At 60.9% G+C, this 14,060-nt stretch carries 9 protein-coding genes; 3 read left to right on the top strand and 6 right to left on the bottom strand.

All coding sequences use genetic code 11. The annotated features are described in order from the left end of the window. Positions 1 to 42 precede the first annotated feature (42 nt). Together oadA and LJ360_RS11780 are read left to right on the top strand one after the other, a co-directional pair. The gene (gene oadA / locus LJ360_RS11785) at positions 43 to 1,839 is read left to right on the top strand and encodes a sodium-extruding oxaloacetate decarboxylase subunit alpha (RefSeq protein ID WP_264994066.1); all 1,797 of its coding nucleotides are present in this window, start codon (positions 43 to 45) and stop codon (positions 1,837 to 1,839) included. Positions 1,840 to 1,852: 13 nt separating this feature from the next. Beyond that, entirely contained in the window at positions 1,853 to 3,190 is a 1,338-nt protein-coding gene (locus LJ360_RS11780; protein WP_091848388.1) for a sodium ion-translocating decarboxylase subunit beta, read from the top strand. A gap of 351 nt (positions 3,191 to 3,541) precedes the next feature. Here LJ360_RS11780 and LJ360_RS11775 read toward each other — a convergent pair whose 3' ends face one another. The 5 genes from LJ360_RS11775 to LJ360_RS11755 all read right to left on the bottom strand — a co-directional run bounded on the left by LJ360_RS11775 (position 3,542) and on the right by LJ360_RS11755 (position 12,675). After that, positions 3,542 to 6,661, bottom strand: coding sequence for an error-prone DNA polymerase (locus LJ360_RS11775; protein ID WP_264994065.1), 3,120 nt, complete (start codon positions 6,659 to 6,661; stop codon positions 3,542 to 3,544). 11 nt (positions 6,662 to 6,672) lie between these two features. Further along, positions 6,673 to 8,085, bottom strand: a complete 1,413-nt coding sequence (locus tag LJ360_RS11770; protein ID WP_264994064.1) for a Y-family DNA polymerase — start codon at positions 8,083 to 8,085, stop codon at positions 6,673 to 6,675. Positions 8,086 to 8,088: 3 nt separating this feature from the next. Next, positions 8,089 to 8,781, bottom strand: a complete 693-nt coding sequence (gene imuA, locus LJ360_RS11765; protein ID WP_264994063.1) for a translesion DNA synthesis-associated protein ImuA — start codon at positions 8,779 to 8,781, stop codon at positions 8,089 to 8,091. 95 nt (positions 8,782 to 8,876) lie between these two features. Next, entirely contained in the window at positions 8,877 to 11,180 is a 2,304-nt protein-coding gene (locus tag LJ360_RS11760) for a putative bifunctional diguanylate cyclase/phosphodiesterase (RefSeq protein WP_264994062.1), read from the bottom strand. Positions 11,181 to 11,196: 16 nt separating this feature from the next. Continuing rightward, positions 11,197 to 12,675, bottom strand: coding sequence for an ATPase domain-containing protein (locus tag LJ360_RS11755; RefSeq protein WP_264994061.1), 1,479 nt, complete (start codon positions 12,673 to 12,675; stop codon positions 11,197 to 11,199). Positions 12,676 to 12,864: 189 nt separating this feature from the next. On the opposite strand from LJ360_RS11755, the gene LJ360_RS11750 reads away from it, so the two are divergent. Beyond that, positions 12,865 to 13,206: a 4a-hydroxytetrahydrobiopterin dehydratase gene (locus tag LJ360_RS11750; RefSeq protein WP_091848383.1), complete on the top strand. Its 342-nt coding sequence runs from the start codon at positions 12,865 to 12,867 to the stop codon at positions 13,204 to 13,206. Between the two features lie 23 nt (positions 13,207 to 13,229). Here the strand turns inward: LJ360_RS11750 and LJ360_RS11745 are convergent, their stop codons facing one another. Beyond that, the gene (locus tag LJ360_RS11745) at positions 13,230 to 14,018 is read right to left on the bottom strand and encodes a universal stress protein (protein WP_091848382.1); all 789 of its coding nucleotides are present in this window, start codon (positions 14,016 to 14,018) and stop codon (positions 13,230 to 13,232) included. Between the last annotated feature and the right edge of the window lie 42 nt (positions 14,019 to 14,060).

Below are 14,060 nucleotides of genomic sequence, written 5' to 3'. Positions count from 1 at the left end.
CCGGCGCAGAACACTAGAACCTTTTAACAGAAGGCTGACACGATGACTGACACCAAGAAACCACTGGGGATTACGGATGTTATCCTGCGGGATGCACACCAGTCCCTGCTGGCCACCCGCATGCGGCTTGACGACATGCTGCCGATTGCCGAGAAGCTCGACAAGGTTGGCTTCTGGTCATTGGAATCCTGGGGTGGAGCCACATTCGATTCCTGCATTCGCTACCTGGGCGAAGATCCGTGGGAACGGATCCGCGAGCTGAAAAAAGCCATGCCCAACACCCAGCAGCAAATGTTGCTGCGCGGCCAGAACCTGCTGGGTTACCGTCACTATGCAGACGACGTGGTCGACCGGTTCTGTGAGCGTGCCGCCGAGAACGGCGTTGACGTGTTTCGGATTTTCGACGCCATGAACGATCCCCGTAACATGGATCGTGCCATCAAGGCTGTCCGCAAGACCGGCAAACATGCCCAGGGCACCATTGCCTACACCACCAGCCCGGTGCATACCGTCGATATGTGGGTAGAGCTGGCCAAGGAAGTCGCCGACATGGGCGCCGACTCCATCGCCATCAAGGACATGGCTGGCATCCTCAAACCGTACGTAGCCTATGAGCTGGTCAGCCGCCTGAAGAAAGAACTGGATGTGCCCATTCACATGCAGTGCCATGCGACCACTGGTATGTCCACGGCTACCGCCATCAAGGCCGCCGAGGCCGGTATCGATAACGTGGATACCGCCATTTCCTCCATGTCCATGACCTATGGCCACTCGCCCACTGAGGCTGTCGTTGCCATCCTCGAAGGCACTGACCGCGACACCGGCCTGGACCTGGAACTGCTTGAAGAAATCGCCAGCTACTTCCGCCAGGTGCGCAAGAAGTACGCGAAGTTCGAAGGCAGCCTGCGTGGCACTGACTCCCGTATCCTGATTGCCCAGGTGCCCGGGGGGATGCTCACCAACATGGAAAACCAGCTTCGTGAGCAGAACGCGACCGACAAGTTCGATGAGGTTCTGGCGGAAATCCCCAAGGTCCGTGAAGACCTGGGCTTTATTCCGCTGGTTACCCCGACGTCCCAGATTGTGGGCACCCAGGCAGTACTGAACGTACTGACCGGCGAGCGCTACAAGTCTATCTCCAAGGAAACCGCCGCTATCCTCAAGGGTGAATACGGCGCAGCCCCTGCAGAGTTCAACAAGGAACTGCAGGAGCGTGTCCTGGACGGTAAGGAGCCTGTGACCTGTCGTCCGGCAGACCTGATCGAGCCGGAGATGGACAAGCTGACCGACGAACTGAAGAAATTGGCGGAAGAGAAGAACATCAGGCTGGCGGACCAGGAAGTGGACGATGTCCTGACCTACGCCCTGTTCCCGCAGATCGGCCTGAAGTTCCTCGAGAACCGTGATAACCCGGATGCATTCGAGCCGGTACCCAGTGCCGACGACGTCGCCCCGGCTGCAGCGAAGAAAGCTGACGGCCCGGAAACCTACACCGTGAACGTGAATGGCAAGGACTACGTGGTTGCCGTGAACGAAGGTGGTGAGATCAGCCAGATCGAAGCAAAAGGTGGCGCGGGCGGTTCATCCGCACCGGCGGCTTCTGCTCCGGCCCCGGCTGCTGGTGAGGGCGAGCCCCTGCTGGCACCGCTGGGTGGCAACATCTTCAAGGTTCACGTGTCCCCCGGGGATCAGGTGGAAGAAGGTGATGTGGTGATCATCCTCGAGGCCATGAAAATGGAAACCGAGGTTCGCGCCAACAAATCCGGCACGGTCGGTGAAGTCTTCGTCAAGGTCGGTGATGCCGTTTCCCCTGATGATGAAATGCTGACAATCGCATAAGGGCCAGCATTCCATGGATAAATTACTAACGCTGTGGACAGGCAGTGGCCTGTTCAACATAACCGCGGGCCAGACGATCATGATCCTCGTCGGTCTGCTGCTGCTGTTCCTTGCGATCCGCAAGGGCTTTGAGCCGTTGCTGCTGGTGCCGATTGGCTTCGGTGGCATCCTGGCGAACATCCCGGAGGCAGGGCTTGCCCTGACTGCGGCGGAAAATGCCATCCACTTTGCACTGAAGGACGGTGGCAGTACTCAGATCCTGGCTGCGCTGGCAGCGCCGCTGGATGTGGCCTATCAAGCTGGGCAGGCAGTTACACCGGAGCTTAAAGAAGCATTCAAGGTGGCTGTGAAAGAGGCCAGCTATTCCGAAATGGCATTGGCCAACTCCATTGCCCAGGATTTCGGGTATGGCAATGGCATGCTCTATAACTTCTACTCGGTTGTTATCGGCAGCACCATCGGGCCGCTGGTTATCTTCATGGGTGTTGGTGCCATGACCGACTTCGGTCCACTGCTGGCCAACCCGAAAACCATGCTGCTGGGCGCTGCCGCGCAGTTCGGTATCTTCGGTACGGTATTGGGCGCTGCACTGCTCGACTGGCTGGGCATCCTGGACTTCACCATCCTGGAAGCGGCTGCTATTGGTATCATCGGTGGTGCAGACGGCCCGACGTCTATCTACGTGTCCAGTGTGCTGGCTCCCCACTTGCTTGGTGCGATTGCGGTATCGGCCTACGCCTACATGGCGATGGTGCCGATGATCCAGCCGCCGATCATGAAGGCCCTGACTTCCAAGGAAGAACGTGCCATCAAGATGACCCAGCTGCGTCCGGTGAGCAAGAAGGAGAAGATCGTCTTCCCGCTGGTCGTACTGATTGCCGTGGTTCTGTTCCTGCCGGATGCAGCGCCGCTGCTGGGCATGTTCTGCTTCGGTAACCTGATGAGGGAATGTGGCGTGGTCGAGCGTCTGAGCGATACTGCCCAGAACGCCCTGATCAACATCACCACGATCTTCCTGGGTCTGTCGGTTGGTTCCAAGCTGATGGCGGACAAGTTCCTGGATGCCCAGACCCTGGGTATCCTGGCGCTGGGTATCGTCGCCTTTGGTGTGGGTACCGCCTGTGGTGTTCTGATGGCCAAGCTGATGAACGCCATAGTGAAGGAGAAGATCAACCCGCTGATCGGTTCTGCCGGTGTATCGGCGGTGCCGATGGCAGCTCGGGTATCCAACAAGGTTGGACTTGAGGCCAATCCGCAGAACTTCCTGCTGATGCACGCCATGGGCCCGAACGTGGCCGGCGTTATCGGCTCTGCGGTAGCTGCCGGTGTCATGATCAAGCTGCTTGGCTGATTGTTGTAGCTGGTAGTCTGAAAACCCCGAAAGACTTTGAGTCTTTCGGGGTTTTCTTGTTTTTGGCCTGGCTTTATTTAAAGCTTTCGGACACGAGTGGAGTTAGTAAGGGCAGTAGGGTGGGGGATGCTTTCGTCGCAGCGCCATGGATGGCGCGGAGCAAGGCCGGCCCAGGGATGGGCCGTGAATTGCGGCAGAGAAAGCATCCCCCACCCTGGTGCCCCTCCACCAAAACCTGCAAGCTGGGGCCCACAGCCCACAGCCCACAGCCCACAGCCACAGCCCACAGCCCACAGCCCACAGCCCACAGCCCACAGCCAACACTAGCAGTAACTCAAGAAGCCGTAGGAGCTACTGAAAGTCCCGCGAAGGCACCGGCAAGGTCTGAATCAGGTGGCTGAGGTCGGTAAGCTTCCCGGCCATGACATGAACAATGTCCCCCTCCCGTTCCACAATGCCTTTCACATGCAGTAACCGTGAAGTCAGCAACGGCTTGCGTTGCTGCCGGGCCGTATTGAGCCAGACCACCACATTGATGTTGCCGAACTCGTCCTCCAGGGTAACGAAGGTGACACCGGAGGCGGAGCCGGGGCGTTGGCGGCCGGTGACCAGGCCGGCGACCTGGACCGGGCGATTGGGTTCAGCGGTTTTCAGTTGCAGGGCGTTCAGGCAGTTACGCAGGTGCCCCTGCTCTCTCAGCAGGGCCAGCGGGTGACGCTGCAGGGTAAGCCCCTGACTGGCATAGTCTGCCAGAACATTCTGGCCTTCTGACGGAGCCGGCAGGTCAACCCTGTCACTGCCGGGCAAATACGACTGATCTTCCCCGTCTTCCGAAACCCAGAGAGGCGCCGCCTCTTCATGACCCAGCAGCTCCCAGTAACTCTGGTGCCGGTGACCGCTGATGGCAGCAAGGGCATTGGCCCCGGCCAGCAGTTCAAGGTCCCGCTGCGGCAGGGCAGTGCGCTGGCGGAGTTGCTGCACGCTGGTATAGCCGCCAGGTGGCCGTTGCCGACACAAGGTCTCGGCGCTTTGGTGGTTCAGTCCGCGTACTTGCCGCAAGCCGACCCGGAGGCGGCCATCGGAGCCTTCCAGGGTGTAGTCCCAGTGGCTGTGGTTAACGTCCACCGGTAAAACCACAACGTCATGCCGGCGGGCATCCTGGATTAGCTGGGAGGGGGAGTAGAACCCCATGGGCTGACTGTTCAGCAGGCCGCAATAGAAGGCCGCCGGGTGATGACGCTTGATCCAGGCCGAGACATAGACCAGCAACGCAAAACTGGCGGCGTGGGACTCGGGAAAGCCATAGCCGCCAAAGCCACAGATCTGGTGGTACAGGCGTTCGGCAAAGTCTTCGTTGTGGCCCCGTTCCCGCATGCCACTGATCAGCTTTTCCCGGAACACCGTCAGGTCGCCATGGGACTTCCACGCGACCATGGCACGTCGTAGCTGGTCGGCTTCGCCGGCGGTAAAACCGGCGGCCGCCATGGCCAGCCTGATCACCTGTTCCTGGAAAATGGGTACGCCCAGGGTCCGCTCCAGCACTGCCCGGACTTGCTCGTTGGGGTAGGTGACCGCTTCCAGCCCGTGTTTGCGTTTCAGGTAGGGGTGGACCATATCGCCCTGGATGGGGCCGGGGCGCACTATGGCTACCTCAATGACCAGGTCATAGAACTTCTCAGGCCTCAGCCTGGGCAGCATGTTGATCTGGGCCCGGGATTCCACCTGGAAGACACCGATGCTGTCGCCGGTGGTGAGCATGTCATAGGTGGCCTTGTCTTCCCGGGGCACATGCTGGAGGGTAAAGGGCTCGCCTTGCGCCTCACTGATCAGGGTCAGGGATTTGCGGATGGCGGTCAGCATGCCCAGGGCCAGCACGTCCACTTTCATGAGCCCCAGGCTTTCCAGGTCATCCTTGTCCCACTGGATGACGGTACGGTCAGCCATGGCTGCGTTTTCAGTGGGTACCAGTTGCGACAGGGGGCCGGAGCTGATGACGAAACCACCCACATGCTGCGACAGGTGTCGGGGAAAACCCAGCAGGGTATTTACCAGGGTAAAGAACTGGTTGGCAACCCGCTTGTGGCGGGTCAGGCCCTTATCGAGGATCTGGCCTCGCCAGTCGGTTTCCCGGTCCCGCCAGTCGATGCCGTTGAGCAGTTGCTCCACCTGGGCGGGATCAAAACCCAGGGCCTTGCCCACGTCCCGGATCGCGCTACGGGGGCGGTAGCGGATAACAGTGGCCGCCAGGGCTGCCCGTTCCCGGCCGTAGCGCTGGTAGATGTACTGGATGACTTCTTCCCGGCGTTCGTGTTCGAAATCCACGTCGATGTCCGGTGGCTCGTCCCGGTCCTTGGAAATGAACCGCTCGAACAGTAGCTCGATCTGGCGGGGATCTACCTCGGTAATGCCCAGGCAGTAGCACACCGCCGAGTTGGCGGCGGAGCCCCGGCCCTGGCAGAGGATGCCCTGGCGACGGGCAAAGCTGACGATGTCATGGATGGTGAGAAAGTAATGCTCGTATTCCATTTCACGGATCAGGCCCAGTTCCTTTCGAATCAGGGCCTGTATGTGTGCCGGGGTACCTTCCGGGAATCGTCGTTGTTCCCCCTGACGGGTCAGGGCTTGCAGCCAGCTGGCGGGGGTTTCCTCCGGTGGCACCAGGTCGCCGGGGTACTCATAACGCAGTTCGCCGGGGCGAAAGGTGCATCGTTCGGCAATGGCGAGGGTTTCGTTAATCCACTCCGTCGGGAACAGTCGTCGAATGACCGGTATGGGCCTCAGGTAACGCTCGCCATTCTGGAACAGCCGGTGCCCGGCCTGCTCCAGGCTGGTGTTATGGCGAATGGCGGTGAGAACGTCCTGCAGGGGTTGGCGTTGCCGGTCATGCATGTGCACATGGCCTGTGGCTGCTATGGGGCGTGCCAGTTGTCTGGACAGGGCACGTATGCGATGAAGTTGCTGCTCTTCACCGGACTCCAGGGTGCGGCTGGCGGCAAGCCAGAAGCGGTTGGGGAACCGGTCGCGGAGCCATTCTCCGGCTTGCAGTGCACCGGTAAAACTGATTTCGCGGGTGGCTGGGGGTAGCCACAGGCACAGGCAGTCGTCCAGGTGCTGTGTGTCCAGGTCTTCCGGAAACAGCTGGTAATGTCCCTTGGGGGCCCGGCGACGCCCGAGAGTGATCAGCTGGCAAAGCTGGCCGTAGCCCTGGCGGGTGCAGGCCAGCAGGATCAATCGAAGGCCGGGGGCATCCGGGGCTGAGGGTTCCAGCTCAAAATAACTGCCGGTAATCAGGGCCAGCTTGCTGTTTCTGAGTGCCTGCCAGGCCCGGGGGATGCCTGCTACGGAGCAGGCATCGGTGATGGCCAGGGCACGGTAGCCGTTTGCCAGTGCCTGTTCGGCCAGTTCATGGGGGTGCGAGGCACCGGTCAGGAAGGTGAAGTTGCTGAAACAGTGCAGTTCGGCGTAGCTCATGGCCTTGCAGGTCATCCAAACCAGCCATGGACAAACCAGCCCTGCTGGTTGTGCCGATAGATCCAGGCCAGCTGGCCTGCGGGCAGCCGGGCAATGTAGTAATCCCGCAATACCCGCTCGCCGTCCCACCAGCCACCGCTGATTCGTTCCGGTCCGCTCAGCCACTCTTCCGGAGCCACCTGCAGGGGTGCGGGCTGGGACAGCAGCCAGAGGGGGCGAAGGGGCAGGTGCTCCGGCATTGGTTCCCGCTGCTGGCGTGCCAGGCTGCATGCGCTCCAGGCCCTTTCCGGGCGATGGTCCGCCGCCGGGGCCAGGTGCTTCAGGGCCTGCTCACCTAGCCGGGCCTGCAGCCGGCTGACCAGGGTGTGCCAGGCTTCCCCTGTGTCCCGGGTTTCACCCAACAGGTCTGTGGATGTGGCCGTGTGCCGGTGGAGAAAGCGGGTTACCCGCAGTTCCAGGGTCTCTACCGGGGCCTGCAAGGGGTGTTGCTCCAGTCGAATCCGCAACAGGTTGAGAAAGGCCTCGGCGCGGTGTTCCGGGCCAGTGGTCCGTACTTGCAGGTGGCTGGGCTCCTGGCGGTAATGGTGCAATATGAGTAACAGGCTGTCAGTGTCCTGCTGTCGCCACTGGAGGTCACTTTCCAGGTCCGCAAGGATGCGCTGCAGGGCAAACAGGAGCCCCTGGGCTTTCTCGACTGGCAGGCCGAAATCCGCCCTTTGCCGGAATTCATGGGGGGGCTGCCAGCTGGTTTGGGGGTCAGGCCGCTGGCCAAGGATGCGCTGGATATGAACCAGGGTTTCCGGGGCCAGGCGGCGGGCGAGTTCGGCCGCCGGCAGTTGTTGCAACTCACCCAGTGTGGTCAGCCCCAGACGGGTGAGGCGCTGCAGGGTGCGCTGCTCAAGTTCGGTGGCGGCCAGGGGCAGGGTAGCCAGGTTAGTGGCCATCTCCTCAGTGCCTTCTGTAAAACAGTCAGCGCCGGCCCGGGCCAGCAAGCGGGCAGCCAGCGGGGTAGTGCCAGTGGTCAGGGTGGCATGCAGCTGGCGCTCCCCCAGGGCTTTCTGCAACGCTTCCCTGAGTGGCTGCAGGCCACCATACAGGCGCCTTACACTGCCGGCGTCTGCCAGCAGGCCATCCGGCGGGTACAGGGTGATCCGGTCCATATAGCGATAAAGCCAGTGGGCCTGCTGTTCCAGGATACGGGCCTGGCGATTGTCATCGGCGTGGACCATGACCAGCTCCGGCGCCAGGTTGAGAGCGGTTTTGAGGGCAGTGCCTGGCTGGACGCCCCGCGCCATGGCCCGGGGGCAGGCCTGCAGGACGCGCCGCGATCCCTGGCAAAGAACGGCCAGAGGGGCACTGGCCTCCCGGGCACGGGCAATATGGTCCAGCAGCAGGTGCTGGAAGTGCAGGTACAGCCAGGGCATGGTCTATCCGCTCTGATGATCAGGCCAGGGGCCATGAATAACGGTACTGGCTTCGGTCATGTCCTGCTGGACCCGGGCGGCCATGGCAAGTCTGCAACCCTGGCCGGGCCAGCCCCCGCGGCGCTTGAGGATGTTCACCTTCAGGCCGAGGCGGTCATCTGGAACCAGTTCCAGCCGGAGTGCTGCCGGCGAACTCTGGCAGGCCTCTTGCCGGCTGCGGAACAGGATGCAGGTGCTTTGACCGGCCTCGGCGGCCAGCTGCAGGCGGCGGATATCCCGGGCGGCCAGGCTGTCAGGCCAGGCCAGTACCAGTCCGGTAGCCTGTGAGCGCAGGCAGTTTTCCAGGGTCCACAGAAGGTCAGGCTGGTTTTCGGTCCGCACCAGGACCACCTGGCCCAGGTCGACGTCCGCCCGGGCGAGGGCAGGAGCATAGGGAGTAAACGGCGGGTTAACCCAGAATACGCACTGCTGCCTTTTGGTCATTCTCTGGAGCAGGGGCAGAACCAGTTGCAGTTCGCCAATGCCTGGGCCGTCCAGCAGGCATTCGCTGAGGGCACCCCGGGGCCAGCCAAGGCCCCCGAGTTCTTTGTCGAGGGTGGCAAAGCCGGTGTGCTCCGGGGTTGGCTCTGTTGCAAGCTGGCGGTGCCCGCGCCAGAGGCGGGCGTCGTCGAGCAGGGAATTCAGCAGGTCACTCATGGCCTTTTCCGATACTGTTTAAATATACAGTATTCGGGATGCGCCCGAATTTCAAGCCCGGAGACCAGTCACTGGCCCAGTGAGTGGCTTGCCCGTCAGGCCATGGGTCTGTAGGGGGTGGTCTGTTCCTTGCCAGGCAAGCTCAGGTAGGTGAGCAGGTCTTCCGACGACATGGGGCGAGCAAACAGGAAGCCCTGTCCGAAGTGACAGTCCGCCTCTGCCAGGACCTGCAACTGATCTTCCGTTTCGATGCCTTCAGCCACCACTTCCAGGTCCAGGCTGGTGGCCATCTGCAATATGGCCCTGACCATCTCCATACTCTTGCGGTCCCGGGGTATCCCGTCCATGAATGATTTGTCCACCTTGAGCTTGTTGACCGGCAGGGAGCGCAGGCGGCTCAGAGATGAATATCCGGTGCCAAAATCGTCAATGGCAATCTCGAATCCCCGGCCATGCAGCGCTTCCAGGAACTGCTCGGTTTTTACGATATCCGTCATCATCGAACCTTCGGTCACTTCCAGCATAAGCGCGCTGGCCGGAAGGTGATGCTGAGCCAGCATCTGTTCCAGCTGATCGATCAGATCGGCCTGCCAGAGTTGGTTGACGGACAGGTTCAGCGAAAGGCGTAGTTCCGGGAACAGGGTGCGCCAGGAGGCGAGGGTGCTGCATGCCTGCTCCAGCATCATCTGTCCGGAGCGGGAAATCAGCCCGGTTTCCTCCAGGGTCTGCAGGAAATGCCCCGGGGTCGTCACCGTGCCGTCCGGGTGAATCAGCCGCATCAGGGCCTCGACATAGACCACCTTGCCGGTGCGGATGTCGATAATCGGCTGATACCAGGCATCAAAGGCATTGGCATCCACCGCCCGGTGCAGGTTGTTTTTCAGGGTCAACTTGTGACGGTTCCGCACGGAAAGCTCTGTGTAGTAGAAGCGGAAGTGCCCACTGCCGGCGGACTTGGCTTCGTACATGGCAATATCCGCAAAGTTGATCAGGTCGCTGGCACGGGTGGTGTCTGCCGGATACAGGCTGATACCGACGCTGGCGCCGAGGTGGTGCTCCAGTGCGCCATGGTGAAACGGTTGTTTCATGGAGCGGGTCAGTCGCTCTGCCAGGTGGGCGGCCGCCTCGGCAATGGCTGCAGTGGGGTCTGCCGCCTGGCTGATAATGTCGTCAGATTCATCAAATCGCATCAGGATGAGGAATTCATCACCCCCCAGCCGGGCCACGAAGTCTTCTGCGCGGGCCACCTGGGTCAGTCGTTTTGCCACGTCATGGAGCAACTGGTCGCCGACTTCATGACCCAGGCTGTCGTTGATACGCTTGAAACCATCCAGGTCAACGAAAAGCACAGCGGCGACCCGCCGGTGCCGGTTGAATTCCGCATCCAGCTGTTCCAGCTCCTCCATCACCCATTGGCGATTGGGGAGGCCGGTGAGGGTGTCCCGGTAGGCGCTGTTCCAGGCCAGTGTGCGTTGTTCCTGCAGATGATCTCGCATGCGCAGTGTTTCCACGCCAAAGGAGACATTGGCGGCGAGACGCTCGAGCAGGCTGACCTCGTCATCTGTAAAAGTGTGTGGACGGGCGCTGTAGATGGCCAGTACACCCAGATCGTTCTCGCCGAAGGCCAATGGTATGGCCACCGATGAGCGGATGCCGTGTTCCCTGGCCAGACTGCGCCAGGGTCGGACCATGGCGTCCGTTTCCACATCTTCGCAGACAAAGGGCATGCCGGTTTTAATGGCACGTCCCGCTGGCCCTTGGCTGAAGCGGTCTTCCTGCCAGCGTACCTGAAGGTTATGGATGTATTCCTGGGCGTCTCCGGACCATGCCAGTACCTCGACCGAGCGGTTATCATCGTTTTTCGCCCGTCCGATCCAGACCAGGGCGTAGTCACTCAGGCGTATCAGAGTGTCGAGGACTGACCGGAACAGCTGGGTTTCGTCTTCCCCCCGCAAGACCACCTCGTTGCCTGCGGCCAACACGCGGTAGGCCCGGTCTGTGCGAACCCGGCTCCGTTCTGCGAAATCCAGCTGCACCTGTTGCTGCCGGGACAGGTCGTGGAGTTTGAGCAGGTTGTCAATACGCGCCGAAAGCTCCACACGGGAGGAGGGTTTAACCGTGATGTCGTGAATCTCGCTGCCGAGAAGCTCTCGCACACGGGTTGTCTGGGCCTGTTGCAACAGCACCATGACTGGCATAAGGGCAGGGCTGAGGGTTTGTCTTCTCTCCCGGAGACTTTCCCGAAGACGCAGGAAGCTGGCCAGGTCCAGGATGGCCAGGTCGAAGAGAGTGTCCGGCAGCTGCCCCTGTTGCGTCTCCAGGATCTGGTGCTGCGACAGGGCTTCCCTGAATACCCGTTCATTACCGGGTTGGCTGAACGATACGAATAAACGAGCCAATCCGTTGCCTCCTCTGTCAGCTGAGCGACTGCGTTGGTGTCTTGTGATTCCGGGGGGACCATGGCAGGCCCCGGAGTATGCCCTGCAGATGATGCAGGGGAGCACCCACCCACAGGCCGGTGGGCGTGACTTCGAACTCTCGCAGGCTTTTTTCGAAATCCCCCGTCCTTTTTTTAAGTACCCCCACGGTCTTGCGGACCTCGCCCTGGAATTCCAGATAACGCAGCAGAATCAGGGTGTCGCCCAGATGGCTGATGCGGGGATCCGTTGGCTGGACATTTTCCGACGCTATCATGGGGGTTTCGTTGATGATGAGCACCGTTACCCCCATGCCGGTCAGATAGCGACACAGAGCATGCAGGCGCTCAATGATCTCGTCGCCGGCCACGGAAAGGCGGGAGACAGACATCTGGTAGCCGGATGAGCTGTCCAGCATGACCGTGCGGGCGCCGCGCTGCTCCACCTCCTGGCGTACCAGCAGGGCAAGCTCATCCGGCGAGTACCGCATGGGTTCGATGGGAGTGACGTTCAGGTCGTCCCTTTCCAGCAGTCGATCTACCGGCATACCAATGCTGCGGCACCGGGCAAGCATTGTCTGGGCGTCTTCCTCGAAGGTATACACCACGCTGCGCTCACCCCGGCCTACCGCTGCCATGACAAACTCCATGCCCAGCGTGGTCTTGCCCACGCCGGTGGGGCCGGCAATGATCGTAACCGTGCCCCGGTTGATACCGCCATGGAGAATCTGGTCCATCTCCGGAATACCGCTGCTGAGCAGGTCCGGGCTGAAGGCCTGTGAATGGTCCTCCGGCACCAGTCGGGGGAAGACCTGCATGCCTTCAGGGCTCAGCCTGAGAAAATGCACTCCGTCGGCAAAGCCTGACCCCCGGAATTTGCTGACACTGATGCTGCGCCCCTCCCGCATGCTCTGTAACTCAATAACGCCGTCACAGATGAACCGGAGATCACCATCGGCGTCACCGGGGATCTGACCGGCTTCCGCTGTGAACAGAACGGTGGCCCCGGTACCCGTCAGGTAATCAAACAGAGCGTGGCACTGGCGGCGAAACTGGTAACGGTCCGGTGCCAGGTAGAGCAGGGAAGACAGAGGCTCGATCACGATCCGGGCGGGCTGATGTTCCGAAACAGCTTCCCGGATACGCTGCAGCACCGGTCTTATGCCCAGTTCAGAACTGGGCAGCAGGTCAAAGGCTGCTTCTACCTCGTCGTCGATATCGCCGGGGGACAAGTCGACAAAATGGAGGTTGGGGGACGTCAGGCCAAGGGTGTCCGCCAGCCATTCAATGGTGCTACTGTTCTTGTCGAAGGTGATGTAGAGAGTGTCCTGGTCCTGGCGCTGGGTCAGGAAGTGCAGGCTGAGAGTGGTTTTGCCACTGCCTGCGTCACCATTAACCATGTAGGTGCGCTGGGCAATCATACCGCCATGCATGATTTCGTCCAGCCCGGGTATGCCTGTGGAGACGCGTTCTGCCACAAGGGCTCCTTGAGGTTTGCCGTTGCCGGCGTGCATAACCGGTTAATTCCATAAGGAAATGGCCGGAGTGAGGTATCCGGGGCAGGCGATTAGCGACTTGACCCCACGCTCACCGTACAGGTGTCGCCGAAACAATCCCTTAACATAGGTTTACATAAGCGAAATTATTCAGTGTTTCATGGAGGAGCTATGAAGAGACTGGGCGAACAGAATTGCGAAGCCTGTCGTGCTGATGCGCCGCAAGTATCGGCCGAAGAGCAGGACAGCCTGCTAATGGAGCTGCCGAACTGGGAAGTGGTGCATCAGGAAGGGGTTCCGCAGCTAAGGCGAGTGTACTCTTTCCGTAACTTTGTCCAGGGGCAGGCCTTCACCAACCGGGTGGCGGACCTGGCAGAAGCGGAGGGTCACCACCCGGCTATCCTGCTGGAGTACGGCAAGGTTACGGTGCGGTGGTGGACCCACAAGATTGGCGGCCTGCACCGCAATGACTTCATCATGGCAGCACGTACGGACGCTATTTACGAAGTGTAAACGGGTCGGAAAGCCGCCTTGCGTCAGGGCACCAGCAACACCGGGCTGAGACTTTCCCGGACAACGGTCTCGGACGTATGCCCAAGGGGCAGCTGTTCCACTGGCGTGGTCCCGCGCTTGCCGATCAGGGTGAGCGCCGGCCGACTTTCGCTGATCAGCTCCAGCAGCTCCCGGGCGGGCTGGCCGTTGAGAATCCGGGCATGCACCGACGATTTGCTGTTGGCGATGTCATGGACCAGCTGGTCGACACGGTCTGCCTCCTCGGGGGCATCGTCAGGCCGGACCCAGACCACCCGCCCTTCCTGGCCGTCATTGACCAGTTGCCGGAACAGATCGAGCGCCCGGTCCGCGTTCTCGGAGCCATCTGTTGCCAGGAATACGGGCGACTGGCTGGATGAGGGTTGTCCCTCCGTGGGCAATATCAGCAGCGGGCGTCGGGCCATTCGAGCCAGGTTCATGGTGATATTGCCCATGAACAGTTCGCGGCCGGCAGAGTGGTGGGTGCTGCAACAGATAATGCCATCGGCTTTCAGGTGCCGTGCCAGCTCCACCATGCAGGAAGCCACAAAGCCGTGGCGTACCGCGATATCGGTTTCCACGCCCCAGTCATCCGCGTATTTGCCGGCCAGGTCCCTGAGCTTGCTCTCTACGGCCCCTTCGCTGTCCTCGATATGTTTCCGGGTATGAGGTTCGATGACGTAGGTCAGGGTCAGCCTGCTGACGCCCAGGCGCCTCAGCAAGGGGGGAAGCTGCCGGATGGCCAGCTCCCAGCCGTCGGAGTAATCCACACTCAGAATCATATGGCTCAGCATACAAACACTCCCCGAAAGAATGGTGGGATGACTTTGTCTTTA

The sequence above is a fragment of the Marinobacter sp. AN1 genome (assembly GCF_026013985.1).
Taxonomy (GTDB): domain Bacteria; phylum Pseudomonadota; class Gammaproteobacteria; order Pseudomonadales; family Oleiphilaceae; genus Marinobacter; species Marinobacter segnicrescens.
The sequence above is the reverse complement of the archived record's forward strand: the minus strand, read 5'-3'. Positions and strand labels throughout refer to the sequence as shown.

Bases quoted from the DNA above. Each gene is read 5' to 3' on its own strand.
- LJ360_RS11775 (WP_264994065.1), bottom strand. From the start codon at position 6,661: ATGAGCTACGCCGAACTGCACTGTTTCAGCAACTTCACCTTCCTGACC.
- imuA (WP_264994063.1), bottom strand. From the start codon at position 8,781: ATGAGTGACCTGCTGAATTCCCTGCTCGACGACGCCCGCCTCTGGCGC.
- LJ360_RS11770 (WP_264994064.1), bottom strand. From the start codon at position 8,085: ATGCCCTGGCTGTACCTGCACTTCCAGCACCTGCTGCTGGACCATATT.
- LJ360_RS11745 (WP_091848382.1), bottom strand. From the start codon at position 14,018: ATGCTGAGCCATATGATTCTGAGTGTGGATTACTCCGACGGCTGGGAG.
- LJ360_RS11750 (WP_091848383.1), top strand. From the start codon at position 12,865: ATGAAGAGACTGGGCGAACAGAATTGCGAAGCCTGTCGTGCTGATGCG.
- oadA (WP_264994066.1), top strand. From the start codon at position 43: ATGACTGACACCAAGAAACCACTGGGGATTACGGATGTTATCCTGCGG.
- LJ360_RS11780 (WP_091848388.1), top strand. From the start codon at position 1,853: ATGGATAAATTACTAACGCTGTGGACAGGCAGTGGCCTGTTCAACATA.